The organism is Nocardioides hwasunensis (assembly GCF_014779665.1).
Lineage (GTDB): Bacteria > Actinomycetota > Actinomycetes > Propionibacteriales > Nocardioidaceae > Nocardioides > Nocardioides hwasunensis.
In genome coordinates this window covers 142,928-167,629 of record NZ_JACXYY010000005.1, presented here as the reverse complement: position 1 = coordinate 167,629, position 24,702 = coordinate 142,928, and the positions used below count along the sequence as shown (strand labels likewise).

Sequence of the window (24,702 nt, the reverse complement as noted above, 5' to 3'; positions counted from 1 at the left end):
CACACCACCACCCCTCCGCGGCCTCGAGGCCGGCGGAGCCAACCAGCACGAGGAGACCAACGATGACCACCAGCCGCATGTCCGGCTTCCGCAACCTCTCGATCGACGAACGACGCGCGCGGATCGCGGACACCACGGGCCTCGAGCCGCAGCGCCTCGACGTGCTGAGCCCGGACCGGGGCCTCAGCCTCGACCAGGCCGACCACATGGTCGAGAACGTCGTCGGCGTCCTCGGCGTGCCGGTGGGCGTGGCGACCAACTTCGTCGTCAACGGTCGCGACGTGCTCGTCCCGATGGCGACCGAGGAGCCCTCCGTGGTGGCCGCGGCCAGCAACCTGGCGCGGATGACCCGCGACCACGGCGGCTTCCGGACCTCCTCCACCGCACCCCTGATGCAGGCCCAGGTCCAGGTCCTCGACGTCGTCGACCCCGCTGCTGCCCGCCTGCGCCTGCTGCAGGCGGCCGACGAGCTCATCGCCCTGGCCGACGCGCAGGACCCCGCGCTGGTCGAGCACGGCGGGGGCGTGCGCGACATCATCGTGCGGGTCCTGCCGAGCAGCCGGCAGACGTACGTCGTCCTGCACCTCGTGGTCGACGTGCGGGACGCGATGGGCGCCAACGCGGTCAACACCATGGCCGAGGCGATCGCACCCCGCGTCGGGGAGATCGCCGGCGGGCGCACCCTGCTGCGCATCCTCACCAACAAGGCCGACCTGCGCCTGACGCGGGTCAGCGCGGTGTTCGACCGCGAGCTGCTCGGGGGTGCCGAGGTCGTGGAGAACATGGTGGACGCCGCGGAGTTCGCCGTCGTCGACCCCTACCGGGCCGCCACCCACAACAAGGGCATCATGAACGGCATCACGGCAGTCGTGCTGGCGACCGGCAACGACACCCGCGCGGTCGAGGCCGGCGCCCACTCGCACGCCATCGGCGCCGACGGCAGCTACACCTCGATGTCCCGCTTCGAGAAGAACGCCGACGGTGACCTCGTCGGCACCCTGGAGCTGCCCATGCCGGTCGGGCTGGTCGGGGGCGCGACGAAGGTGCACCCCGTGGCCCAGGCCAACGTCGCGATGCTGGGGGTCCGCTCGGCCGCCGAGCTGGCCGACATCGTCATGGCCGTCGGGCTCGCCCAGAACGCCGCCGCGGTGCGGGCCCTGGCCACCGAGGGGATCCAGCGCGGCCACATGTCCCTGCACGCCCGCAACGTGGCCGTCACGGCCGGGGCCGCGGCCGACGAGGTCGACGCGGTCGTCGCGCGGATGATCGAGAGCCGGTCGATCCGGACCGACGCCGCCCACGACATCCTCGCCGACCTGCGGTCGCGGTGAGCTCCGCCCCGCAGCGCACGCCGTCGGTCTTCCCCGTGGCCGGCCTGCCCGACCGGGTGGACGTCTACGAGGTCGGCGCACGCGACGGCCTCCAGGCCGAGGAGGCGCTGGTCCCCACCACCGAGAAGATCGCGTTCGTCCGCGCGCTGCGTGCCTCCGGACTGCCGATGGTGGAGGCGACCAGCTTCGTCTCGCCCCGGTGGGTGCCCCAGCTGGCGGACGCCGCAGAGGTGATGGCCGCGCTCGACGACCGGGACCGCCACCCCGTGCTGGTGCCCAACATGCGCGGCCTCGAGCGCGCGTGTGCCGCGGGCGCCCGCGCGATCGCGGTCTTCGTCAGTGCGACCGAGACGTTCTCCCGGCGCAACCTCGCCATGGGCAGGGAGGCCGCCCTCGACGCGGCGCGCGAGGTCGTCGGCGCTGCCCGGGCGGAGGGCCTGGTGGTCCGCGGATACGTCTCGATGTGCTTCGGCGACCCGTGGGAGGGCCCCGTGGACGTCGCCGCGGTGAGCGGGGTGTCGCAGGCCCTCGTCGACGCCGGCTGCGGCCAGGTCAGCCTCGGCGACACGATCGGGGTCGGCACCGTCGGACACGTCCGGGAGCTGATCGACGCGCACGCCCGCGCCGGGATCGGCACCGACCTGCTGGCGATGCACTTCCACGACACCTACGGCCAGGCGCTCGCCAACGTCCACGCGTCCCTGCAGGCGGGCGTGACCTGCTTCGACGCCTCGGCCGCCGGCATCGGCGGCTGTCCCTTCGCGGGCAGCGCGACGGGCAACCTGGCGACCGAGGACCTGCTCTGGATGCTCCACGGACTCGGCATCGAGACCGGCGTCGACCTCGACGCGGTGCTGGCGGCGGGCGCGCGCATGACGGGCCTGCTGGGCCGTCCCGCTCCGTCGCGGGTGGCGCAGGCGCTCGGCTGACGACCCGGACCCGGTCCTACCGGTGGCCATCCGCTGGAGTGCCGGACGTCAGGCGCCGGTGGCCGCCGCGCGGTAGACCTCGACCCCGTCGACCTCGTCGCGCTCGAGCTGTCCGCGCGACTCGAGCAGGTAGAGGTGCAGGGCGGTCTCCATGACCGCCAGGCCCCCGTTGAACGGATCGAGGTCGACCAGCCGGTGCTCGCGGCGGGTCCACGACAGCTCGGCCGCGACGTCGGCGGCCGTGAGCGACCTCGACCCGACCGCGGCCAGGCACAGGGCCAACCGGTCGTCGTGGTGGGCCACGAGCTCGTCGACGCGCTCGTGGGAGCGGCGGTCCACGTCACCGTGCGCCGGGAGGACCTGCAGGTCCGGCAGCTCGCGCACCTTGCCCAGCGAGCCGTAGAAGTCGGCGAGCGGCTGCCGCTCCGCGGCGCCGGTGAGCCCCGGGGTGAAACCGATCGAGGGCGTGATGGTCGGCAGCACGTGGTCGCCGGCGAACAGCAGGCCGGAGTCGAGGTCGGCGAAGACGTAGTGGCCCTCGGTGTGCCCCGGCGTGTGCACGGCACGCAGCGTCCTGCTCCCGACCTCGATCGTGAAGTCGCCCGAGAACCACCGGTCCGGCCATCCCCAGGCGTGGGCGTCCGGTTGGCCGCCTGCCGGCGCCTGCGCCCAGTGCTCCGCCAGGTCGGGTGCACCGCAGCGGCGCAACCGGTCGACGAACTCGCCCGACCCGCGCGCCTCGATCACCGTGCCCAGGGCCTCGCGCTCGGGCTCCCCGAGCGCGACCACGGCCCGACCGAACTCGCTCCTCAGCGCCACGGCCTGCGAGTAGTGGTCACGGTGCACGTGGGTGACCAGGAACGAGCCGATGTCGCGGGGATGCAACCCGATGGAGCGCAACGACTCCTCGAGCTGCCGGCGCGACTCCGGGATCGCCCATCCGCCGTCGATGCAGGTGAGGCCGTCGTCGGACTCGAGCACGTAGACGTTCACCGCCCGCAGCCCGTCCGTGGGCAGCGGGAGCGGGATCCGGTGGACGCCCGGCGCCACGGCGTACGCCCCGGGCTCGGTCCACGCCTGGCTGCTCGGTCGATGCATCCCGGTCACAGTAGTGGTGACTCCGACGTCGGGTGAGGGCGCCGGGCCCCGTCAGGTCGGGAAGAGCCGCGGCACGTCCTCGGCTCGCCGTGAGAACCGGGGCGTCCGCTTCTCGAGGAACGCGGCGACCCCCTCCTTTCCGTCCCCGACGGACGACCAGAACATCGCGAGCGAGTCGGACAGGTGCGCCTCGAGAGGCGTCGCAGCCGCGGCGTTGCGGTAGAGCAGGCTCTTCGCCATCGCGAGCGCCGCCGGCGACCGGTCGACGACGAAGGAGCGAGCGAGGTCCTGGGCGGCTCCGACGAGCTCGGCGGGGTCGTGGAGCGAGCGCACCAGTCCTCCGTCGAGCGCGGCCTCGGCGGTCAGGATCTCGGCGGAGTAGACCCACTCGAGAGCCTGCTGGAGCCCGACGAGCCGGGGCAGGAACCACGACGAGCAGGCTTCAGGGACGATCCCGAGGCGGCCGAAGACGAATCCGACGCGCGCCGTGGTCGCGGCCATCCGGATGTCCATGGCCAGGGTCATCGTGGCGCCGATGCCGACCGCCGGACCGTTGATCGCGGCGATGACGGGCTTCGGCAGCGCATGGATCGCGAGCGTGACCCGCCCGCCCGTGTCTCGTACGCCGTCGCGGTAGGCCGGGTCGTCGAGGTTGTCCCGCAGGCTCTCGGGCGTCGGGGCGAGCGACTCGTCGAGGCCGAAGACGTTGCCCTCGACCGCGAGATCCATCCCGGCGCAGAACGCGCGCCCCTCACCGGTGACCACGACCGCACGCACGTCGTCCGCCCGGGCCTCGACGAGGAAGAACTGCTCGAGCTCGCGCGCCATGGTGACGTTGAAGGCGTTGAGCTGCGCGGGCCTGCTCAGGGTGAGGGTGCAGACTCCGTCGTCGTCGGTCTCGACGACCAGGGTCTCGAACCTGCGGGCGGACTCGGTCATGGGGAGCTCCTTCGGGTGGTCACGGACGGTCCTTCCGGTCGGGGCACCCGGGCGGTCCGAGCGAGGCTGGTCGAGATCGTGCCACCCGGCCCCCTCGCGCGCGAGACTCCCTCACCCGTGCCGCGGGCACCGAGAGTGCCGGCTCAACCGGTGAGCAGTCCCCGCGACGCGAGGTTGCGCATGAGCGCACCCGCTCCGAAGGTCCACGGCTCGCACGCCTCGCTCGTGCGGACCCGGTTGACCAGGCCCCCGAGGCGCTCGGCGGTGACAGCCACCAGGTCGTCCACGTGGTGGGTGAAGCCCTGGCCGACGGCGTCCCGGTCCTGGACCGGCGCGAACATCGTGCCGAGGAACAGCACGGCGCCGTCGGGGTACTGGTGGGTGGGGCCCATGAGCTGGCCGACCAGGTCCGCAGGGTCGCGGCTGATCAGGCTCATCGACGAGCTGCCGGTGAGGTGGAAGCCGTCGGTACCGACGACGTCGAGGCCGACCTCGATGCGGCGTACGTCGTCGAGGGAGAAGCCGTCGTCGAAGAGACGGACGAACGGGCCCAAGGCCGCCGAGGCGTTGTTGTCCTTGGCCTTGCCCAGCAGCAGCGCCGAGCGCCCCTCGAAGTCGCGCAGGTTCACGTCGTTGCCCAGGGTCGCCCCGCGGATCGAGCCGGTCGAGGACACCAGCACGACCACCTCCGGCTCGGGGTTGTTCCACTGCGAGCGGGGATGGATGCCGACGTCGACGCCGGTGCCGACGCTCGCCATCGTCGTGGTCTTGGTGAAGATCTCGGCGTCGGGCCCCAGGCCGACCTCCAGGTACTGGCTCCAGCTGCCGGCGGCGACGAGCGCCTCCTTGAGGCGGTCGGTCTCCGGTGAGCCCGGGGTCAGCTCGCCGAGGTCCGCGCCGATCAGGCCGGTGATCTGCGCCCGCATCTCCTCGGCCCGCGCGGCGTCGCCCTGGCAGCGCTCCTCGATGACGCGCTCGACCATGGACACCGCAAAGGTGACGCCGGCGGCCTTGACCGCCTGGAGGTCGATCGGGCTGAGCAGCCGCACGCCGTCGTCGGAGCGCAGCTCGACCGGGGTGCGGGCGAGCACGTCCGCCAGGCTCCCCAGGTCGGGCCCGTCGGCGGCGCGGACCGCGGCAGCCGGGTCCGGGTGCTCGGCCAGCTCGCTCGTCGTGGCGAAGGAGCCGGTGAGGTCGACCAACCGCTCGTCGCGGACGGTGACGACCGCGGGTCCCGCGGCCGTCATGACCCGACCCACGAGGGTCGCGTCGGCCGCGTCGGCGGGAAGCGTGGTCGCCACCGTGGGCGGCCAGGCGATGGTGGAGGTGGTGCCGGTCGGAGAGGTCATGGACGCTCCTGGATCGCAGGATCGGGACGGTGCCGGTGGTGGAGCTCGTCGAGCTCGCGGGACAGCCGGGCGGGGTCGGAGTGGCCGAGCAGGGCGGCTCGGACCCGGTCCGCGGCCGCGCTCTGGAAGGCGATCGCACCGTCGTGGCGCGGGCGCACCCAGGCGTCCTCGACGGTGCGGCGGGTGCGGGAGTAGAAGCCCAGAGCCGCGGCATCCACCTCGTCGTCCTCCCACGCCGCGACCACCGACGGCTGGCCGTCGCGTCGGGGGATGAAGGTGCGCTGCGTGCGGTCGTCCATCAGCCAGCGCAGGTGGTCGAGCAGCGCGGCGTCCGGCTCGCAGCGCCTGCTGACGGCGATCCCCGTGCCGCCGAGCACCGACCCGCGCCGGCCGGAGGTGCCGGCGGGCGCGTCGACGAACCGGACCGGACGGCGACCGATCGCCGGACGGCTGTAGGTGACGTAGCCGTAGACGTGCGGGCAGTAGACCGGCCCGCCCTGGCGTGCCATGTCCTCGAGCACGGTGATCGGGTTGTGCGTCTCCGTGGCGTGGGCGCCCGGGACGAACCGCTCGAGGACGGCCATCGCGTCCGCGACCGCCGGCTCCGGCAGGAAGGTGGGACCGGCGCCGGGTTCGACGCCCTCCCCCACCGCGATCGAGCACAGCGTGAGGAAGAGATGCGGTCCGGTCAGGGGCAGCACGGTGTCGACGTCGCTCGCGAGCTCGAGCGCCTCGGCCCACGTCGTCGGCGCCTCGATGCCGGGGTCGGCGAGCGCCGAGACCTGGGTGGCGGCGTCGAGGGGCAGCGCCCACGCGCGGCCGTCGAGCTCGTAGGACGCGAACGACGGCCCGACCGCACGGGCGCGCCATCCCTCGACCTCGGCTGCGGTGAAGAGCTCGTCCAACGGCCGGAGCGCCTCGGTGCGCAGCGCCTCGCCCAGGTGGGGGTGGTCGAGCACGAGCAGGTCGTACGCCGCCGCGTTCTCCGCGACCGACGCGGACTCGAAGCCCTCGAGGGGCTGGGCGTCCCAGATCAGGTCGACCACCGGCGCCGCGGGCTCGTCGACCGCCGCCCGCAGGGCGACGGTGCCCCGCGGATGGTCCCACGTGAGGCCGCGGTAGGACCCGGTCATCCGCGCAGCTCGGGAGGCAGCCCGGCGCCGGGCACGTTCTGGAACGCCACCGGGCGCAGGAACCGGTGGATCGCGGCGGTGCCGACCGACGTCGTCGTCGGCGCGGTGGTGGCGGGCCACGGTCCCCCGTGCTGCTGGGCGTCGCTCACGGTCACGCCGGTCGGCCACTGGTTGTAGACCACGCGTCCAGCCACACGAGCCATCGCGGTGAGCAGCGCGGGAGCGTCCGCGTCGAGCGCGGCGGTGCCCTGGATCGTGGCGGTGAGTGCTCCGCCGACCAGGTCGAGGACGGCCAGCGCGTCGGACACGTCCGTGTAGCCCACGAGCACGGTGGCGGGCCCGAACACCTCGGTCGTGACCAGGTCGGGGTCGGCCAGCACCGCGCTGGCGGTCGTCCCCAGGACGGTCGCCGCCGGCGAGCCCATCGAGCCGGGCCCGACCGCGAGGACGTCGATCCCGTCACGATCGCTCAGCCGCGTGAGCGCGTCGCGGTAGGCCTCGTCGATGCGCTGGTCCAGCATCGGGTGGACGGCCGGCACGTCGAGGAGTGCGACGAACGCCGACACGTCTGGGACCAGCACGACGCCCGGCTGCGTGCAGAACTGTCCCGCGCCCATCGTGAACGATCCGGCGAAGCCCTCGACGATCTCCTGCGGACGCTCCACCCAGCCGGAGGGCGTGACGACCACCGGGTTGGTGCTGCCCAGCTCGCCGTAGAACGGCACCGGGTCGGTGCGCGACACGGCCAGGTCGAAGAGTGCCCGACCACCGTGCTGCGACCCTGTGAAGGCGACTGCCTTCACGCGCGGGTCCTGCACGGCGCGTGCCCCCTCCTCGACCCCCTCGATGGTGGCGAAGACACCGTCCGGCGCACCGGCGTCGGCCAGCGCGACCCGGACGACCTCGGCCGTCGCCCGGGAGAGCTCCGGGTGTCCCGGGTGGGTCTTGACCACCACCGGGCAGCCCGCGGCCAGCGCGCTGATCGTGTCGCCACCGGCGACCGAGAAGGCGAACGGGAAGTTGCTGGCCGCGAAGACCAGCACCGGACCGATCGGGACGGACGTGCGGCGGATGTCGGGTCGCGGACCCATCCCCCACTCAGGGTCGGCGTGGTCGACGACGACGCCTCCCAACGCCCCGGTCTCGAGGCGGTCGGCGAAGAGCCGTGACTGGAACGACGTCCGGGTGATCTCGCCGCGCAGCCGCGCCTCGGGCAGGTGGGTCTCGCTCCCGGCGAGCGCCACCAGGCGGTCCGCCTCGGCGTCCAGCCCGTCGGCGATGGCGCGCAGCCACCTCGCGCGCTCCTCGGGTCGCGCGTCGAGCGGGGCGCGGTGGGCCGCCGCGAGGGCGGTCTCGGTCCCGTGGTCGATCTCGCTCATGCGTGTGCCTCCTGGGGGCGTACGTCGACGGCCAGCACATGGCGGCAGACCACGACCGTCCGCCCGTCCTGGTTGGTCCCGGTGTAGGCCTTGGTCACGAGACCGATCGCCGGGTTGCGGGGGTGGGCGGCGACCTCGACCACCTCGGAGGTGGCCGTGATCGTGTCTCCGGCGAGCACGGGTCCGGGGAACCGGATCCGGTCGTAGCCGTAGGCGACAGCGCGTCGGTTGGGCTCCATCGTGAGCCCGACGACGACCGAGAAGGTCAGCACACCGTGCGCGAGGAGCCCTCCGAAGCGCGGCTCGGCGAACCCCGGGTCGGTGTGGGCGGGGTGATCGTCGTGGCTGATCCGCGCGAAGTCGGCGATGTCGTCGGCACCGACGACCGCACTACCGCCGGGCTCTGCCTGGCCGACGGCGTACTCGTCGAACCAGCGGTCGGCGAACCGCTGGGATGAGGAGGCGCTCATCGGGTGACCGCCGCCCGGGTGCGGACGCTGGGCACCTGGCTCTGGTTGTGGTTGAAGCGCTCGGCGTCGAGCTGGTCGTGGTCGGAGCGGTAGTTCTTCGAGCAGTAGACCGCGACCAGCGAGATCAGCGCCATCACGACCATCCACGTCGCCACCGGCCACCAGCTGTCGGCGGCCGCCACCATCGCGGTGGCGGCGAGCGGAGCGGTGCCACCGAGCAGCGCGCCGCTGACCTCTCGGGCGAAGGCGACCCCGGAGTAGCGCTTGGACGGCGGGAAGAGCTCGGTCAGGAAGGCCGCCTGGGCGGCGTAGCAGGTGGCGACGGCGCCGACGAAGCAGATCGAGAGGGCCAGCACGATCAGTGTCCGGCTGCCGGTGTCGATCAGCATGAACATCGGGAAGGCCCACACGATGCCGAAGCAGATGCCGAACAGGAACAGGCGGCGACGCCCGATGCGATCCCCGAGGCGGCCGAAGAACGGCATCGAGAGGGCACCGAGGACCAGCATGGTCGCTTGGATGCCGAGGGCCGCGGACGCCGCGACCGCGAGGTCGTTGGTGAGGTAGCTCAACGCCCACACCTGCGGGATGTAGGAGAAGCCGGACAGCATCATGTTGGATCCGAGGGCGACCGCGAGCCGACCCTTGTCGGTGCGCAGGAGCGACACGAGCGGCATCGGCTCGATGGTGTCGGTCTCCTTGGCCTGCTCGAAGCTGTCGGTCTCCTTGACGCTGCGGCGGATGTAGAGGCTGATGCCCAGCATCACGAGGCTGACGAGGAACGGCAGCCGCCACCCCCAGGTGTCGAAGCTGTCGCCGGTCAGCCACAGGCACAGCTGGAAGGAGCCGACGCCGAGGGCGGAGCCGATCCACACGCCCGCACCGGACCACGAGGCGTAGAAGCCGCGGTGCGTGGGCGGCGCGGACTCGGCCGACAGCGTGATCGCTCCGGCGTACTCGGCTCCGGCGCCGAGGCCCTGCAGGACGCGCAGCACCACCAGCAGGATCGGGGCGGCGACACCGATCGAGTCGTAGGTCGGCAGCAGGCCGATGAGGGCGGTGGAGATGCCCATCAGGACCAGGGTGAAGATCATGACCGGCTTGCGCCCGACCTTGTCACCGAGGTGGCCGAAGACGACACCGCCGAAGGGACGGGCGAAGTAGCCGACGGCGAACGCCGCGAACGCGGCGAGCAGTCCGGTCGTCGGGTCGTCGGAGTGGAAGAACTGGGTGTTGAAGACCAGCGCGGCCGCGGCGCCGTAGAGCGCGAAGTCGTACCACTCGACGAGGCTGCCGACGGCGGAGGCCGCGGAGGCGCGCCGTGCCTGCTGGTGCGTGGGGGCGGTGGTGCTCATGGGTGTCCTTAGTGTCGCGCGACCCGCGGGTCAGCGGGCGGGGTCGGGGGTGGGGAGGGAGCGGTCGCGGTGGACCGCACCGTCGTCCTCGAGGGCGTCGATCTCCGCGGGACCGAGGCCCAGCTCGGTGAGCACCTCGTGCGTGTGCTGCCCGTTGAGCGGGGCCGGGCGGGTGATCTCCTGCGTCGTGCCGGAGAGCCGGAAGGGGAAACCGGGCGTCTTGACGTGGCCCTCCGTGGGGTGCTCGTACTCGACGAACGAGCCGTTGTGCTGGACCTGTGGGTCGTCGACCAGGTCCTCGTAGTCGTGGACCGGCCCGACCCACACGCCGGCGTCGCCGAGCTCGGCGAGCCAGTGCTCGGTCGTGTCGCGCGCCAGGTTCTCGGTGACCAGCCGCGAGATCTCGTCGCGGTGGGTGAAGCCGTCGCGCTCGGACTCGTACTGGTCGAATCGCGGGTCCTCGAACAGCTTGGCCAGATCCGGCATCTCCGCGAAGGAGAGGGCGATGAAGCCGTCGGAGGTGGCGAAGATGCCATAGGGCGCACGGATGTAGGAGTGGGCGTGGATCTCCGCGCTCGGCTGCTGCGGGACCCGGCCGACGGTGGAGACGCTGAGCTCCTGCATCTGGGCGGCGATGATCGAGTCGAGCATGTTGACCTCGACCAGCTGGCCCTCGCCGGTGCGCTCGCGGTGGAACAGCGCAGCCATCGCGCCCTCGAAAGCGCTGTACGCCGTGAACGCGTCGGCCATGAAGAAGGGGGCCGGTCGCGGTGGCTCGCCCTCGCGGCGGCCGCTGGCGAGGCCGCCGCTCATCGCCTGCAGGAGCACGTCCTGGCCCGGACGGGACGAGTACGGACCGGTCTGGCCGTAGCCGGACATGCTGACGTAGACCAGGTCGGGCCTGATCGCGCGCAGGGTCTCGTAGTCCACTCCGAGCCGGTCCGCGACGCCGGGACGATAGTTCTGGAGGAACACGTCGGCGCCGGCGACGAGCCGCGCGAGGACCTCGCGACCGCGCGGATGCTTGAGGTTGAGCGAGATCGAGCGCTTGTTGCGGTTGAGGCTCAGGAACGAGGCGTTGACCTGGTGGCCGCGGGCGCCACCGGCCGAGACGTGGCGCTGCCACTCGCCGGTCACCGGCTCGACCTTCACGACGTCCGCGCCGAGGTCGGCGAGCTTCTGTGCGGCGAACGGTCCCGCCATCGCGATCGACACGTCGAGGACACGGATCCCCTCCAACACCTTCATCTACTCATCTCCCACTGCTCTGCGATCTCGGTCCACTTTGTGACGAGCGGCACGTTAGCGCTAACGTGAGCGGTAACACAACCCCCGCTCCGCCTGCCGTCCTCGCCCGCCGGGGGCGGCGTCGCGCGCGTCGCTACGCTGTGCGCGACCGGGAGAGAGGGGTGCGGCAGGGTGGGCGAAGCAGTCCCTCGGGCTCGTCGCGGACGACCCAGGTCCTCCACGCGGAGCGTCACCATGGCCGACGTGAGCGCCGAGGCCGGCGTCTCGGCCCAGACCGTCTCGCGCGCGCTCAGCCAGCCCGACCTCGTCACGCCCGAGACGCGGGCCCGGGTGGAGCAGGCGGTGAGGAAGACCGGCTACGTCCGCAACCTGGCCGCGAGCCACCTCGCCTCGAACCGCTCCCACACCGTGGCTGCCATCGTGCCCACCATCGCCTCGTCGGTCTTCTCCGACACGCTGCGTGCCGTCGGCGACCGCCTCGCGCCCGAGGGCTACCAGATGTTCGTGGGGAACACCGACTACCGCGAGGGACGCGAGGAGGAGCTGGTCGGCCACTTCATCCAGCGCCGCCCGGACGGCTTCGTCATGGTGGGCACGAGCCACACCCGCGAGACGCGACGGTTGCTGGAGGCATACGGACGGCCCGTCGTCGAGACCTGGGACTGGGACGACGCGCCCACCGACCTGCTGGTGGGCTTCTCCAACCGACGAGCGCTCGCCAGCATGGTGGAACACCTCGTCGCGCGGGGTCACCGGCGACTGGCCTTCGCCGGTGTGCTGCGACCGGGAGACGAGCGTGCCATCCGGCGCTTCGAGGGCTTTCGCGACGCCGTCGCCGACCTCCTGCCGGACGAGCCCCTCCGCGTCGTCGACCTCCCCGACCTGCCGGTCGCCATGGACACCGGCGTCGAGCTGCTGCGGGCCACCCTGCAGCGGTACCCGGAGATCACCGCGCTGGTCTTCCCCACCGACGTCTTCGCCACCGCAGCACTCCTGGCCGCCCCCGGCCTCGGGATCGATGTGCCCGGGCGGCTGGCGATCACCGGCTTCGGCGACTTCGATCTCGCCTCGCACGTCCACCCGGGCCTGACCACGGTCGCGATCGACGTGGACCGGATGGGCACCACCGCCGCGGACCTGTTGCTCGCGCGGATGCGCGAGCAGCAGGTCGGCGAGACAGCGGTCGACGTGGGCTATCGCATCGAGGTGCGCGACAGCGCCTGACACCGGGCGAGCGCACGACGCTGCCGTGGCCGGCGCCGCGACGACCGCGCCGCGTGGGCAGTCCCGGCACGCCGCGGCCGGAGGGTCAGGCGACCGGCATCGGCGCGGGGAGCATGCCGAAGAGGTCCCGCGGATCGTCGGGCTCGGCGACCAGGTCGATGTGCTCCTCGAACGGCGTCCCCAGGACGGCACGTGCGACGTGGCGGAGCGCGGTGAAGTCCTCGACCGCGAAGCCGACGGAGTCGAAGACGACGACCTCGTCCGGCCGGGCCCGTGCTGCACCGGGACTGTCCAGCAGGGTCCAGAGCTCGGTGACCGGGAAGTCCGGTGCCATGTTCTGGATCTCACCCTCGATGCGCGTCTGCGGCTCGAACTCCACGACCACCCGGGCCCGCTGCACCGTGCGGGGATCGAGCTCGGTCTTGCCGGGGCAGTCCCCCCCGATGCCGTTGACCAGCACGCCGGGCCGGACCGCGGCGTCGTCGAGGACCACTGCGTTGGCCTTGTCGGCCGTGCAGGTCGTGATGATGTCCGCACCGAGGACGGCATCCTCCGCCGACGCTGCGACGCGCACCTCGAAGCCGAGCGGCGCCAGGTTGCCTCGCAGCTTGTGACCGGCGTGCGGGTCGACGTCGAAGACCGCGATCTGGTCGATGCCGGTCTCGGCACGGACCGCCAGCGCCTGGAACTCCGACTGCGAGCCGGCGCCGATGAAGGCTGCCCGGGTGGCGCCCACCGGCGCGAGGTGTCGTACGGCCAGCCCGGTCACGGCGGCCGTGCGCAGCGCCGTCAGGAGCGTCATCTCCGAGATGAAGACCGGGTACCCGCTGTCGAGGTCCGCCAGCACCCCGAACGCCGTCACGGTCTGGAGGCCCCGACCGGGGTTGCTCGGGTGGCCGTTGACGTACTTGAAGGCGTAGTGCTCGCGGTCGTTGGCCGGCATCAGCTCGATGACCCCGAGCGGGGAGTGGGCGGCGAAGCGCGGCGACTTGGTGAACTCGGGCCACCGACGGAAGTCGGCCTCGAGGTCGTCGACGAGCGCGGAGATGATCCGCTCGTGGCCCGTCGCACCGATCCAGCGGGCCATGTTGCGGACGCTGACGAAACGCATGGTCAGTGCACCCTCCGGATCAGGCCGGCCGCGAGGCGGCGTCGAGGATCTCGGCGACCGCGGCGACCAGGCCGGCGATGTCGTCGTCGCTGGCCACCAGCGGCGGCGCGAACCGGACCGTCGAGCCGTGGGTGTCCTTGGCCAGGATCCCCCGCACCATCAGCGCCTCGGACATCTCACGACCCGACATCAGCGTGGGGTCGATGTCGATCCCCGCCCACGCACCCCGCACCCGTACATCGGACAGGCCCCGGCCGATGAGGGGCTCGAACCCGGCCCGCAGCAGCCCACCGATCTCGGCCGAACGGGCCTGGAACGTCCCCTCCTCCAACATCGCGACGACCTCGGTCCCGATCGCCGCAGCCAGCGGGTTCCCCCCGAAGGTCGAACCGTGCGAACCCGGCGTGATCACGTCCATCACGTCACGGTCGGCCGCGATCGCCGACACCGGATAGATCCCACCACCGAGGGCCTTGCCCAGGATGTAGATGTCAGGCACCACATCCTCGTGGTCACACGCGAACGTCCGCCCCGACCGCGCGAGACCCGACTGGATCTCATCAGCCACCATCAACACGTTCCGCTCGGTGCACAGCGCCCGCAGGTCACGCAGGAACCCCTCCGGCGGCATCACCACACCACCCTCACCCTGGATCGGCTCGAACAGCACCGCCACCGTCGTGTCGTCGATCGCCGCAGCCACCGAGGAGACATCGCCGTACTTCACGCTGCGGAACCCGCTCGTGAACGGCCCGTAGCCAGACGTCGCGACGTCGTCGTCGGAGAAGCTCACGATCGTCGTCGTACGGCCATGGAAGTTGCCCTCCATCGTGATGATCGACGCCTGCCCCGCCGGCACACCCTTGACCTCATAGCCCCACTTGCGGCTCACCTTGATCGCCGTCTCGACCGCCTCAGCACCCGAGTTCATCGGCAAGATCATGTCCTTGCCCGTCAACCGGGTCAGCGCCTGCGCGAAACCGCTCAACCTGTCGTTGAAGAACGCCCGGCTCGTCAACGTCAGATGACCCAGCTGCTCACGCGCCACCGCCACCAACCGCTCGTTGGAATGACCGAAGTTCAACGCCGAGTACCCCGCCAGACAGTCCAGGTAGCGCTTGCCGTCCACATCGACCACCCACGCACCCTCACCCTCCGACAGCACCACCGGCAACGGGTGGTAGTTGTGCGCCGCACAGCGCTCAGTGGCCTCGATGTGGGCGGCGGTGGATGCGGACACGGCGCTCGGGGCGGTGGTGACGTCGGTCATGACAGGATGAAACTTTCATTTCAGTTGCATGTCAACTCTGCTAGAGTGTCAATGAGATTTCACACTGGCGCCTGGCCGCGTGCAGGCGGGTGCTGCGGCCCGCAGGATTGGTAGGTTCACCGCGATGAGCGAGATTCCGGGCGGTCACGCCTCCATGCGCCGGCTCGTCCAGGCCAACCTGGACTCGCTGAGCAACGCCGAGCGCAAGGTCGCCCGGGCCCTGCTCGCCGGCTACCCGACCGCGGGCCTCACGACGGGCGTGGACCTCGCGCGCGCCGCCGGCGTCAGCAACCCGACCGTCGTCCGCTTCGTCAACCGGCTCGGCTTCTCCGGGTTCCCGGCGTTCCAGCGCGCCCTCGTCCACGACCTCAACGAGGACCTCGGCTCACCGCTGCGCCAGTACGCCGAGAAGGGCGGCCTGACCGAGGAGGGTGTGCTGGCGCGCACCCACCGGCACTTCGTGGACATGGTCGACACGACCTACGAGGAGCTCCCCGAGTCCGAGTTCGACAAGCTGGTCCAGCTGCTGAGCGACCCCGGCAAGCAGGTGCAGGTCATCGGTGGGCGCTTCAGCCGCGTCGTGTCCGACTACCTGGCCATGCACCTGTCGCTCGTGCGCACGGACGTGCGGGCCCTGGGCATGGACGAGTTCGAGCGACGGGCCTCGATCATCGACGCCGACCAGTCGACCGTCCTGGTCGTCTTCGACTACCGGCGCTACACCGAGCGCACGTTCCGGCTGGCCGAGCAGGCCTCCCAGCGCGGCGCCATCGTCTGCCTGCTGACGGACAACTGGATGTCACCGGTCGCCAAGGTCGCCAAGGTCGTGCTGCCCGCGCGGGTCGACTCCGCCTCCCCCTTCGACTCTCTCGTGGCGGCCATGGCCGTCACCGAGAGCCTCATCGCGGCCGTCGCCGAGCGGCTCGGCTCGGCCGGGGAGCAGCGGCTCCGGGCGATGGAGGAGACGCCCGACCCGTAGGTCGGACGCCTCGTCGGCGACGCCCGGCGAGCGCACCGGGCGACCGAGCGCCACCGCGCTCAGGACCCTGCCGGCGTACGGACCGCCTGCGCGCCGCGCCTGAGGCGTCGACCGCCCCGCACCAGGACCAGCTCGCGGGCACCCATGACGCCGTAGGGCGCCTTGACCAGCGTGAGCAGCAGGACGAGGGCGAGCAGGAGGTTGGCCGTGCCCGGCGGCAGCGCGCTGCCACCGGTGAGCCCTCCGTCCTGGAGCCGCCTCAGGAGCTCCTGCAGCACGCTGACGCCGATGGCGCCCAGCACCGCGCCGCTCAGCGAGAGGTAGCCGCCCAGCACGATCATCACGACGAACGCGAACGTAGCCGACAAGAAGAAGGCGTTGACGTTGAACGTCGTGAGGAACGAGGCGTACAGCGAGCCTGCCAGGCCGCAGATCGTGGCGCTGAGCACCCATGCGATGGCCCGGTGCCGACCGACGGCGATCCCGGCGGCCTGGGCAGCCCAGTAGTCCTCGCGGCCGGCCTGCAGCTGCAGGCCGCTGCGAGAGGTGCGGTAGGCCCATCCCACCGCGATGGCGAGCGCTGCGGCCACGAAGGCGGTGACGATCGTGGTCGACCTGGGCAGCCCGATCATCGAGGAGGATCCCCGTGTCACGTCGGTCCAGCTGTTGAGCACGTTGTAGACGACGAGCAGGAAGGCCAGTGTGGCGATGCCGGACTGCAGGCCGGACAGTCGCGCCACGACGGGCGCCGTGACCAGTCCCGCCACGGCCGCCATCGCACAGCTCAGCAGCACAGCCGCGCTCGCCGAGGTGTGGACCTCCGCGAGCCAGCGGAGCGACTCGGGCAGGTTGGCGAACAGCACGCCCTTCAGCGGCACGGGGATGGTGAGGTACGCGGTGGTGTAGGCCCCGACCGCCATGAAGGCGACGTGCCCGAAGGACATCACGCCCGAGTTGCCGGAGAAGGTGGACAGGCCCACCACGAACACCACCGAGATGAGGCTCAGGGTGGCCACGCGCTCGAGGGTGGGCCCGCCGGCGGTTCCCACGGCCAGCACCACGGCAGTGATGCCGATCAGCAGCAGCGGGGTCTGGAGCCGGGTGGAGAGGACAGTCATGAGACACGCACCTTCGCGCCGGAGAGCAGGCCTTGCGGACGCACGACCAGGACGACGATCAGCGCCGTGAACAAGAACGCGTCGCGGAAGGCGATGAGGTCGGTGGGGAGGAAGGTCTCGAGCAGCGCGGTCACGGCGCCGAGGAGGAAGCCGCCGAGGGCGGCGCCCTTGAGGCTGCTCATGCCACCCAGCACCGCGCCCACCACACCGATGAGCATCGGCTGGAGACCCATGTCGGCGGAGACCGATCCCTGACGGGCGGCCAGCACGACCGAGCCGATGCCGGCGAGCACGCCCACGATGACGAAGGCCGCCGGGATCACCAGGTTGGGCCTGACCCCGAGCAGCGCGGCCATCCGGAAGTCCTCGGCGGCGGCGCGCAGCTGGATGCCCAGGCTCGTGCGTCCCATCAGCCAGGCCACTGCCACGAGCGTCACCCCGCAGAGACCGACGGTCACCAGGTCGAGCACGCTCACGTCGGCGCCCAGCACCTCGATCCTGCGGGAGAGGAAGGGTTCGGGTGCGATGCCGCGCGCACGCGGCAGGACCGTCATCCGGGCGATGCTCTGCAGCGCCAGGCTGACGGCGAACGAGGCGATCATCAAGATCACCGGATCGGCGTCGCGCAGCGGGTGGAAGGCCAGCCGCTCGCTCAGCAGGGCGACGGCGACCGCGAACACCAGCGCCATCCCGGCCCCGACGAACCACGGCTCGTTGCGGAAGAGGTACATCGCGAAGGCCCCCGCGAGGAGGATCTCGCCGTAGGCGAAGTTCATCAGCCCGAGCACCCCGAACATCAGGGCCACACCGAGGGTGAGCAGGGCGTAGAGGGCACCGAGGCCGACCGCCGAGATCAGGAACTCCATGATCATGGTTGGACCCGTCCTTCCGGGGTGAATCCGAGGTGGTCGACGACGTCCGGCTGCGCGGCCAGCTCCGTGGCGGTGCCCTCGCCCAGGACCCGGCCGGGCGCCTGCACGACGTAGGACCGGTCGGCGACCTCGAGGGCGCGTACGGCGTTCTGCTCGACGAGCAGGATGGTCATCCCCTCGGCGCGCAGCTGCTCGACGACGTCGAAGATCAGGTCGACGACGATGGGCGCCAGTCCGAGCGTGGGCTCGTCCAGCACCAGCAGCCGTGGGCGCAGCATCAGCGCTCGGGCGATGGCCAGCTGCTGCTGCTCGCCGCCCGAGAGCAGGCTGGCCCCGCGGTCCCAGTACCTGCGCAGGACCGGGAAGCGCTCCAGCTCGCGCTCGATGTCGGCCTCGACGAGCTTGCGGTCCTTGCGCACGATGGCGCCGAGCCGGAGGTTCTCCCCGACCGTCAGGCCGGCGAAGATGCCGCGCGACTCCGGGACGTAGGACATGCGCTGCTTGACCGACGAGAACCCCGAGGCACCCACCTCCACGCCGTCGAAGGTGATGCGTCCCGAGGCCGTGGGCACCACGCCCATGACGGCCTTCAGCACCGTGCTCTTCCCGGCGCCGTTCTGGCCGATGACCGAGACCAGCTCGCCCTCGCCGACCTGCAGCGACAGCCCTTGGACGGCGTGGACCGACGCGCCGTAGTGGACGTGGATGTCGTCAACGCTCAGCATCATGGTCGTGCCGCTTTCCGAAGTAGATCTCGATGACCTTCGGGTCGCGGCGCACCAGGGCGGGCTCCCCCTCGGTGACGGTGCGCCCGCTGTCGAGGACGTGGAGGCGGTCGCAGGTCCCCATGACGACGGACATGTCGTGCTCGACGAGCAGGACCCCGCAGCCACGGCGTTGGGCGAACTCGCGGATCGCGGTGATCAGGGCGATGGCCTCGGACTCGTTCTGCCCGGCGGCCGGCTCGTCCAGCAGCAGGAACCGGGGGCGTGAGGCGAGGGCCCGTGCGATCGCGGTGATCCGGATGCGTCCCGCGGTCAGGGCATCGGCCTGCTGGTGTGCGACGTCCTCCAGGCCCAGCTCGGCGAGGATGTCGGCGGTGAGCTGCCGCGCCTCCCTGCGCCTCAGGCCACCCCCCAGGGCGGCCGCCTCGACGTTCTCCGCGATGGTGAGCCGACCGAACACCCGTCCGCTCTGGAACGTGCGCACGACGCCGAACCTGGTCCTCCTGCGCATCGAGAGCCGGGTGAGGTCGTGGTCGTCGAGGTGGATGGACCCCGACGTGGCGCGCAGCATGCCGCTGAGGAGGTTGAGCGTGCTGGTCTTGCCGGACCCGTTGGGACCGATGAGACCGAGCACCTCACCCGAGCGGACCTCGAGGGTGACCCCGTCGACGGCGCGGACCCCGTCGAAGTGGATCCCCCCCTCCGCCATCCGCAGGACGGACGGCGGAGGGGTGGCCAGTTGGGTGGCACTCATGACGCGCAGCTGTTCCCGTCACCCACGTCGGGGATCGAGTCGATGCGCTGCTGGCCGACGAAGGAGATCTTCCCGGTCTCCACGCCGATCACCGACAACGGCATGTCGATGATCTTGTGGCAGGTCGAGGAGAAGTACTGCACGTCGCCGATCGGCGTGCTCACCGGGCGGCTGTCCTCGAGCGCGGCCTTGAGGTCGGCTCCCGAGAAGGAGTCGGCACGGCCGGCGGCGTCGGCGATGGCGGTGACCATGTTGTAGCCGAGGAGGGCATAGCTCGAGGCGGGCTCGGAGCCGTAGTCGGCCTCGTAGTCGGTGACGAACTTCTCGAGCTCGTCGCCCTCGCCGCCGGAGCAGTAGGCGTAGCAGGCGAAACCGGTGTAGAAGATGTCGCTGGCGCTGTCACCGACCACGTCGAGCAGGACCTGTCCGTCGAGCGCCGCCGGGCCGACGACGGGGACCTCGATCCCTGCTTCACGGAGCTGGCGGATCGCCGTCGCGCCGCCGGGGTTCCAGCTGGCCACGTAGACGAAGTCGGGCTGGGTGGCGAGGTTCTTCAGGCGGTTGGCCTGGCTGGAGATGTTGACGTTGTCGCCACCGGGGAAGGCGTCGTTGCCGACGACCGTCCCACCGAGGTCCTCGAAGGCGGCCGCGAAGTACTTGCCGGCCGACTTGGTGTACTCGATGCTCTCGTCCTGCAGGAGGTAGGCGTTCTTCCAGCCCTGGTCGATCGCCCAGGCCGCACCGGTGGCGCCCTCGACGTCGCTGCCAGCGTTGGCGGAGAACACGTAGTCGCCGAGCGTGGTGGCGTCGGCCATCTTCGGGTCACCGGCGCAGATCGAGATCGCCGGGATGCTCGCGGCCTGGGCCACTGCGGCCCCGGGGGCGCTGAGGTCGAAGTCACAGGGCGTCACGAGCAGGTCGATGCCCGAGGAGATGAGCTCGGTCGCCGCGGTGCCGACGGTCTCCGGCGAGGAGCGGACGTCCTTCGAGACGGTCTTGATCTGCTTGCCGTCGATGCCGCCGTCCTCGTTGATCTGCTCGATGCGCAGCATGGCGGCGTTGCCGGGCTCGACGTCGAAGGGAGCCATGTTGCCGCTCTGGCTCAGCGCGAAGCCGATGGTGAAGGTGTCGTCACCACCGTCACTGCCGGAGTCGGAGCTGTCGGAGCCACAGGCGGAGAGGGCCAGGACGCTCGCCACGGCGGCGACGGTGCCCCACGTGCGGAACGGATTTGGGCGCGCTGAAGACATGTGTCACCTCAGGGTGTCGGGAGGATGGGTGAAGGGTGGTGGGAAGGTGCGGGAACTGGTGGAGGGCGGGCCGGACCCGCCCGAGGTCAGGCGACGGCCGCCCGGAGGGCGACGCGGACGGCCTCGAGCGTGTGGTCCACGTCGTCGGCCGTGGTGGAGGCGTTGAGGCGCCGGTCTCCGGTGGCGAAGGCCGGCTCCATGACGCCCTGCGCGAGAAGCGACCCGTGGTAGCGGGCGTACATCTCGGCGTCCGACTCCATCGCCTCGCGGAAGTTGCGGGGCAGCTCGGTGCGGAAGTAGACGCACCACTCGGATCCGAGGCCCGTGACGGTGGCGGGCGCTCCGAGCTCGTCGATGGCTTTCTGGATGCCGGTGCGCATCTGCTCACCGCGCTCGTGGAGCGTGGTGAAGATGTCGTCGGACTCCATGATCTCCAGGGTCCGCAGGGCAGCGGCGATGGAGTAGGGGGCCGCGTTGTAGGTGCCGTCGAGGGTCGCCTCGCTGCGGGAGTACGCACCCAGGTGGCCCATGAGTGCGTCGCTGCCGGCGAGCCCGGCCAGTGCGTAGCCGTTGGCCACGGCCTTGCCGAAGGCCGTCAGGTCGGGGGTGACGCCACAGATCGACTGGTAGCCGCCGATGGCCGCGCGGAAACCGGTCTTGATCTCGTCCATCACCATGACGGTGCCGTGGGCCGTGCAGAGCTCGCGGAGCAGCTCGAGGAAGCCCGGCTGGGCGGGCACGCAGCCGAAGCTGTGGACGTAGCCCTCGGTGAACGCGACGGCGAGCTCGTCCCCGTGGTCGACGAAGGCCTGCCGCAGGCCCGCCTCGTCGTTCCACTCCGTCACCACGACGTCCGCGACGACCTCCGGGTGCAGCCCGCCGCCGTTGGGCGTGTTGAGGGGGGAGCCCGCGGTCAGGTCCTTGCGGGAGCTGCCGACGGCGACGTGGTCGCTCCACCCGTGGTAGGAGCCGTGGAACTTCAGCACCTTGCGGCGTCCGGTGGCCGCGCGGGCGACGTGGACCGCGTGCATGGCCGCGTCGGTGCCCGAGGTGCAGAACGCGACCTTGTCGGCCGACGGCATCACCTCGACGATCTTCTCGGCGAGCGCCATCTCACCCGGCTGCGGGCCGACGCCGGTGAGGTCGCAGGTGTTGGCGGAGGCCAGGACCGCTTCGTTGACCCGTCGGTCGCAGTGGCCCAGCACGATGGGGCCCCACGCGTTCAGGTAGTCGGTGTAGCGGTTGCCCTCCTGGTCCCAGACGTAGGCACCCTCGGCGCGGACGAACACCTGGCTCCAGCCGACGCGGTGCCCGGAGGAGACGCCCCGGGGGACGACGCGGCGCGCACGCTCCCAGGAGGCGGCCTGGTCGGTGGGTGCGGGGGTGCTCATGCGGAGGCTCCTTCGGGACGCGAGACGTGCGTGGGTGTGGTGGTCAGGTCTGTGGCGAGCGTGGCGCTGAGCCGCTCGGCCACCATCACCACCGGGAGGTGGGTGTTGGCCGCCGGGACGAACGGGATGATCGAGCAGTCGATGACCCGCACGCCACGCAGGCCGTGGACACGACCGGCCTGGTCGACGACCGCGGCCGGGTCGTCCGCGCGACCCATGCGGGCCGTGCCGACGACGTGGAAGTAGTCGCCCAGCGCCTGGTCGAGCCAGGTCTGGTAGACCTGCTCGTCGTCGAGCGCCGAGACAGGGGTCCCGGTCCCGTCGATGAACGCCTCCTCGACCAGGTCCTGGAAGGCGGTGGTCGCGAGCAGGTCGCGGACGGTGGCCACCGCCTGCCGCATGACGTCGCGGTCGCGGTCGGTGGCCAGCATCCGCTCCTCGACCACCGGCGGGCCGGACGGGTCGTCGGGGTCGAGCCGGACCACACCGGTGGAGGTGACGGTCATGACGGCTGCCATCAGCACCGCGTGGTGCTCGGGGGTGGTGGCGGCGAGCGCTCCGTGCATGGGGAGCACGTGGATGTCGCCGGGTGCATGCGTCGACGACACGCGCAGGACGGCGTTGATGCACGGCGCCGACATGTCGACGGTGCGCGCCTCGGGCTTCAGGCGCAGCAGGATCGAGGCGGCCGGGTGGTCCTGCAGTCCCGTGCCGATGCCCGGGTGCGTGAGTCCGCTGCGCAGAAGGATGGCGGGGGTCTCGATGGCACCGGCGCACAGCACGACCTGGTCGGCGTGCAGGCTGGAGCCGTCCGTGAGGACCACCCCGGTGACCACGTCATCCTCGACCAGGAGCCGGTCGACGCCGGTGTCGGCGCGGAGCGTCAGGTTGGGACGGTCGAGCGCGGGCTCGAGGTAGACCTCGCGGCTCGAGCGCCGACCCGTCTCGTCGGCGTTGCGGTAGAGCGTGCCGCCACCGTCGGCGGGCGTGTAGGTGTCGACGTCGGAGGAGAACCCCAGCTCGGCCGCCGCCTGCATCAGGGCCGCGTCGACCGGGGTGCGGTCCTCGGTGGCCACGAGCTGCGGGCGAAGCTGCTCGAAGGTGGGTGCGACCCGTTCCCACGCCCAGTCGTCCAGCCCGAGCTCGTCGGCCCAGCGGTCGTAGTCGGACGGGAGGCCGGGCAGCGCGAGCATCGCGTTGACCGAGGCCGAGCCGCCGACCAGGCGGCCGCGGCGGTAGGAGCGTTGCTCGTCACGGCCGGTGCGGGTGGCCAGCAGCCGGGCGTCGAAGGCACCGGTGACGCCGAGGGCGTCGATCCAGTTCACCGACGCGAGGCCGCGCGCGGCCGGGTCGGCGTCCAGGTCGGGGCCCGACTCCAGCAGCCAGACGTCGTTGGCGTCGTGCTCGCTGAGCCGGGCCGCGACGACGCACCCGGCGCTGCCGGCCCCGACGACGAGGATCTTGGGCATGCGTGTGCTTCCTTCCCTCAGCTGGCCGGGTCGACGAAGAAGTCGCGGTTGAGCACCATCAGGTGGTCGCGGTGGACGTCGGAGAGCTTGCTCGCGCCGATGCCGAACATGGTCTCCTGGATCCCGTTGCGCAGGATCTGCAGCACCTGGTGGACGCCCTCCTCGCCGTCGACCGCGAGGCCGTAGAGGAAGGCTCGGCCGATGAAGACGGCCTTGGCACCCAGCGCCACCGCCTTGACGACGTCGGAGCCACGACGGATGCCGCCGTCCATCATCACGTCCACGTCCGGGCTGACGGCCTCGACGATCCTCGACAGGTAGCGCAGCGGCGAGGGGCTCCCGTCGATGTTGTTGCCACCGTGGTTGGACACCGAGATGGCGTCCGCACCCAGGTCGGCGGCCATCTTGGCGTCGCGCACGGTGTTGATGCCCTTGACCATGAACGGTCCGCCCCAGAGGTCGCGCAGCCACTTCACGTCGTCCCACGTGGGGGTGGTGGTCCTCTCGAAGTCCGACCACGCCTTGCCGAAGTAGGGCACCGAGCCGTCGGGCTCGAACAGGTTGGGCACCTTGAGCTCGGGGATGCGGCCCCTGCGCAGGTAGCTGGACAGCCACAGCGGACGGCTCACCGCGTACGGCGCGAGGGTGGCCATGGTGCGCACCGACATGTCGGACGGCGGCGCCGGCGGGACGCCCCAGTCGCGGCGCGGCGTGAAGGACCAGTCGAGCGTGACGATCAGCGCCCTCGCGCCAGCGGCGCGAGCCGCCTCCACGCGCGCCTCGATCTCGTCCTTCGTGCCGACCCAGTAGAGCTGGAAGATGGTGTCGGGGTTGGCTCGCACGACGTCGACCACGGAGTCCGACGCCCAGGAGCTCAGGCCCATCGCCGTCCCGGCTCGAGCAGCCGCCCGGGCCACGCCGACCTCGCCGTCGGGGTGGATGGCCTGGGCGCCCACCGGGGAGACCAGCACGGGGAAGTCGACGTCGATCCCCAGGACCGAGGTGCTGAGGTCGAACGACGAGGGCCGGTCGAAGATCGTGGGCGAGAAGCCGAGCTCGTTGAAGGCGCGGATGTTGTCGTCGAGCGTCCACCCCTGCTCGTTGCCTGCCTTGACGGCCAGCCAGACGGCCTTGGGGAGCTTGCGCCTGGCAAGCCGCTCAGCCTCGGCGAGGTTGTTGAAACGCGTGCGGCGGGACATCGGGGGACCTCCTGTGTGAGCCAGTGCACAGCACCGTAGGTTGAAATCCTCGTTACGACAAGACCCATTCTCAGAGATTTTGGAATCCTGTTGCCATCGTCACTCTTGC

22 protein-coding genes are annotated in these 24,702 nt (G+C 71.4%); 4 read left to right on the top strand and 18 right to left on the bottom strand.

The genetic code is table 11. The features are described 5' to 3' along the window. Positions 1–62 precede the first annotated feature (62 nt). A complete protein-coding gene (locus tag IEZ25_RS13245; RefSeq protein ID WP_191199912.1) occupies positions 63–1,331 on the top strand; it encodes a hydroxymethylglutaryl-CoA reductase, degradative in 1,269 nt (422 codons plus the stop codon). Continuing rightward, positions 1,328–2,260 carry a hydroxymethylglutaryl-CoA lyase gene (locus IEZ25_RS13240; RefSeq protein WP_191199911.1) on the top strand — a complete coding sequence of 311 codons (933 nt, stop codon included), beginning with the start codon at positions 1,328–1,330 and terminating at the stop codon, positions 2,258–2,260. Before IEZ25_RS13245 ends, IEZ25_RS13240 begins: the two co-directional genes overlap by 4 nt. Positions 2,261–2,308: 48 nt before the next feature. Here IEZ25_RS13240 and IEZ25_RS13235 read toward each other — a convergent pair whose 3' ends face one another. The 8 genes from IEZ25_RS13235 to IEZ25_RS13200 form a co-directional block, all read right to left on the bottom strand. Beyond that, a complete protein-coding gene (locus tag IEZ25_RS13235; RefSeq protein WP_191199910.1) occupies positions 2,309–3,358 on the bottom strand; it encodes an MBL fold metallo-hydrolase in 1,050 nt (349 codons plus the stop codon). Positions 3,359–3,409: 51 nt separating this feature from the next. Next, the gene (locus IEZ25_RS13230; protein WP_191199909.1) at positions 3,410–4,297 is read right to left on the bottom strand and encodes a crotonase/enoyl-CoA hydratase family protein; all 888 of its coding nucleotides are present in this window, start codon (positions 4,295–4,297) and stop codon (positions 3,410–3,412) included. A 143-nt stretch (positions 4,298–4,440) separates the two neighbouring features. Next, positions 4,441–5,646, bottom strand: a complete 1,206-nt coding sequence (locus IEZ25_RS13225) for a fumarylacetoacetate hydrolase family protein (protein ID WP_224748974.1) — start codon at positions 5,644–5,646, stop codon at positions 4,441–4,443. Next, positions 5,643–6,779, bottom strand: coding sequence for a type 2 periplasmic-binding domain-containing protein (locus IEZ25_RS13220; protein WP_191199908.1), 1,137 nt, complete (start codon positions 6,777–6,779; stop codon positions 5,643–5,645). Before IEZ25_RS13220 ends, IEZ25_RS13225 begins: the two co-directional genes overlap by 4 nt. Further along, on the bottom strand, positions 6,776–8,158 hold the full coding sequence (locus IEZ25_RS13215; RefSeq protein WP_191199907.1) for an aldehyde dehydrogenase (NADP(+)): 1,383 nt from the start codon (positions 8,156–8,158) through the stop codon (positions 6,776–6,778). Before IEZ25_RS13215 ends, IEZ25_RS13220 begins: the two co-directional genes overlap by 4 nt. Beyond that, positions 8,155–8,628 (bottom strand): MaoC family dehydratase, encoded by a 474-nt coding sequence (locus IEZ25_RS13210; RefSeq protein WP_191199906.1) that lies wholly within the window; start codon positions 8,626–8,628, stop codon positions 8,155–8,157. The genes IEZ25_RS13215 and IEZ25_RS13210 overlap by 4 nt, the downstream gene beginning before the upstream one ends. Further along, a complete protein-coding gene (locus tag IEZ25_RS13205; protein WP_191199905.1) occupies positions 8,625–9,983 on the bottom strand; it encodes an MFS transporter in 1,359 nt (452 codons plus the stop codon). Before IEZ25_RS13205 ends, IEZ25_RS13210 begins: the two co-directional genes overlap by 4 nt. Positions 9,984–10,013: 30 nt before the next feature. Next, positions 10,014–11,225: a CaiB/BaiF CoA transferase family protein gene (locus IEZ25_RS13200; protein ID WP_318152215.1), complete on the bottom strand. Its 1,212-nt coding sequence runs from the start codon at positions 11,223–11,225 to the stop codon at positions 10,014–10,016. 240 nt (positions 11,226–11,465) lie between these two features. Between IEZ25_RS13200 and IEZ25_RS13195 the strand changes: the two genes are divergently transcribed. Then, positions 11,466–12,455 (top strand): LacI family DNA-binding transcriptional regulator, encoded by a 990-nt coding sequence (locus IEZ25_RS13195; RefSeq protein ID WP_191199903.1) that lies wholly within the window; start codon positions 11,466–11,468, stop codon positions 12,453–12,455. Between the two features lie 85 nt (positions 12,456–12,540). Here the strand turns inward: IEZ25_RS13195 and IEZ25_RS13190 are convergent, their stop codons facing one another. Next, on the bottom strand, positions 12,541–13,566 hold the full coding sequence (locus tag IEZ25_RS13190; RefSeq protein ID WP_191199902.1) for an ornithine cyclodeaminase: 1,026 nt from the start codon (positions 13,564–13,566) through the stop codon (positions 12,541–12,543). A 19-nt stretch (positions 13,567–13,585) separates the two neighbouring features. Next, a complete protein-coding gene (gene rocD, locus IEZ25_RS13185) occupies positions 13,586–14,836 on the bottom strand; it encodes an ornithine--oxo-acid transaminase (protein WP_191199901.1) in 1,251 nt (416 codons plus the stop codon). 124 nt (positions 14,837–14,960) lie between these two features. On the opposite strand from rocD, the gene IEZ25_RS13180 reads away from it, so the two are divergent. After that, positions 14,961–15,815: a MurR/RpiR family transcriptional regulator gene (locus IEZ25_RS13180; protein ID WP_224748973.1), complete on the top strand. Its 855-nt coding sequence runs from the start codon at positions 14,961–14,963 to the stop codon at positions 15,813–15,815. A gap of 59 nt (positions 15,816–15,874) precedes the next feature. Here the strand turns inward: IEZ25_RS13180 and IEZ25_RS13175 are convergent, their stop codons facing one another. The 8 genes from IEZ25_RS13175 to mftD all read right to left on the bottom strand — a co-directional run bounded on the left by IEZ25_RS13175 (position 15,875) and on the right by mftD (position 24,593). Continuing rightward, a complete protein-coding gene (locus tag IEZ25_RS13175; protein ID WP_191199900.1) occupies positions 15,875–16,933 on the bottom strand; it encodes a branched-chain amino acid ABC transporter permease in 1,059 nt (352 codons plus the stop codon). After that, on the bottom strand, positions 16,930–17,805 hold the full coding sequence (locus IEZ25_RS13170) for a branched-chain amino acid ABC transporter permease (RefSeq protein ID WP_191199899.1): 876 nt from the start codon (positions 17,803–17,805) through the stop codon (positions 16,930–16,932). The genes IEZ25_RS13175 and IEZ25_RS13170 overlap by 4 nt, the downstream gene beginning before the upstream one ends. Further along, entirely contained in the window at positions 17,802–18,533 is a 732-nt protein-coding gene (locus IEZ25_RS13165) for an ABC transporter ATP-binding protein (RefSeq protein WP_224748972.1), read from the bottom strand. The genes IEZ25_RS13170 and IEZ25_RS13165 overlap by 4 nt, the downstream gene beginning before the upstream one ends. Next, positions 18,517–19,284: an ABC transporter ATP-binding protein gene (locus tag IEZ25_RS13160; protein WP_191199898.1), complete on the bottom strand. Its 768-nt coding sequence runs from the start codon at positions 19,282–19,284 to the stop codon at positions 18,517–18,519. The genes IEZ25_RS13165 and IEZ25_RS13160 overlap by 17 nt, the downstream gene beginning before the upstream one ends. Continuing rightward, positions 19,281–20,534 (bottom strand): ABC transporter substrate-binding protein, encoded by a 1,254-nt coding sequence (locus IEZ25_RS13155; RefSeq protein ID WP_191199897.1) that lies wholly within the window; start codon positions 20,532–20,534, stop codon positions 19,281–19,283. Before IEZ25_RS13155 ends, IEZ25_RS13160 begins: the two co-directional genes overlap by 4 nt. An 86-nt stretch (positions 20,535–20,620) precedes the next feature. Beyond that, positions 20,621–21,925 carry an aspartate aminotransferase family protein gene (locus IEZ25_RS13150; protein WP_191199896.1) on the bottom strand — a complete coding sequence of 435 codons (1,305 nt, stop codon included), beginning with the start codon at positions 21,923–21,925 and terminating at the stop codon, positions 20,621–20,623. Then, a complete protein-coding gene (locus IEZ25_RS13145; protein ID WP_191199895.1) occupies positions 21,922–23,394 on the bottom strand; it encodes a GMC family oxidoreductase in 1,473 nt (490 codons plus the stop codon). The genes IEZ25_RS13150 and IEZ25_RS13145 overlap by 4 nt, the downstream gene beginning before the upstream one ends. A 17-nt stretch (positions 23,395–23,411) precedes the next feature. Next, positions 23,412–24,593, bottom strand: a complete 1,182-nt coding sequence (mftD, locus tag IEZ25_RS13140; protein ID WP_191199894.1) for a pre-mycofactocin synthase MftD — start codon at positions 24,591–24,593, stop codon at positions 23,412–23,414. Between the last annotated feature and the right edge of the window lie 109 nt (positions 24,594–24,702).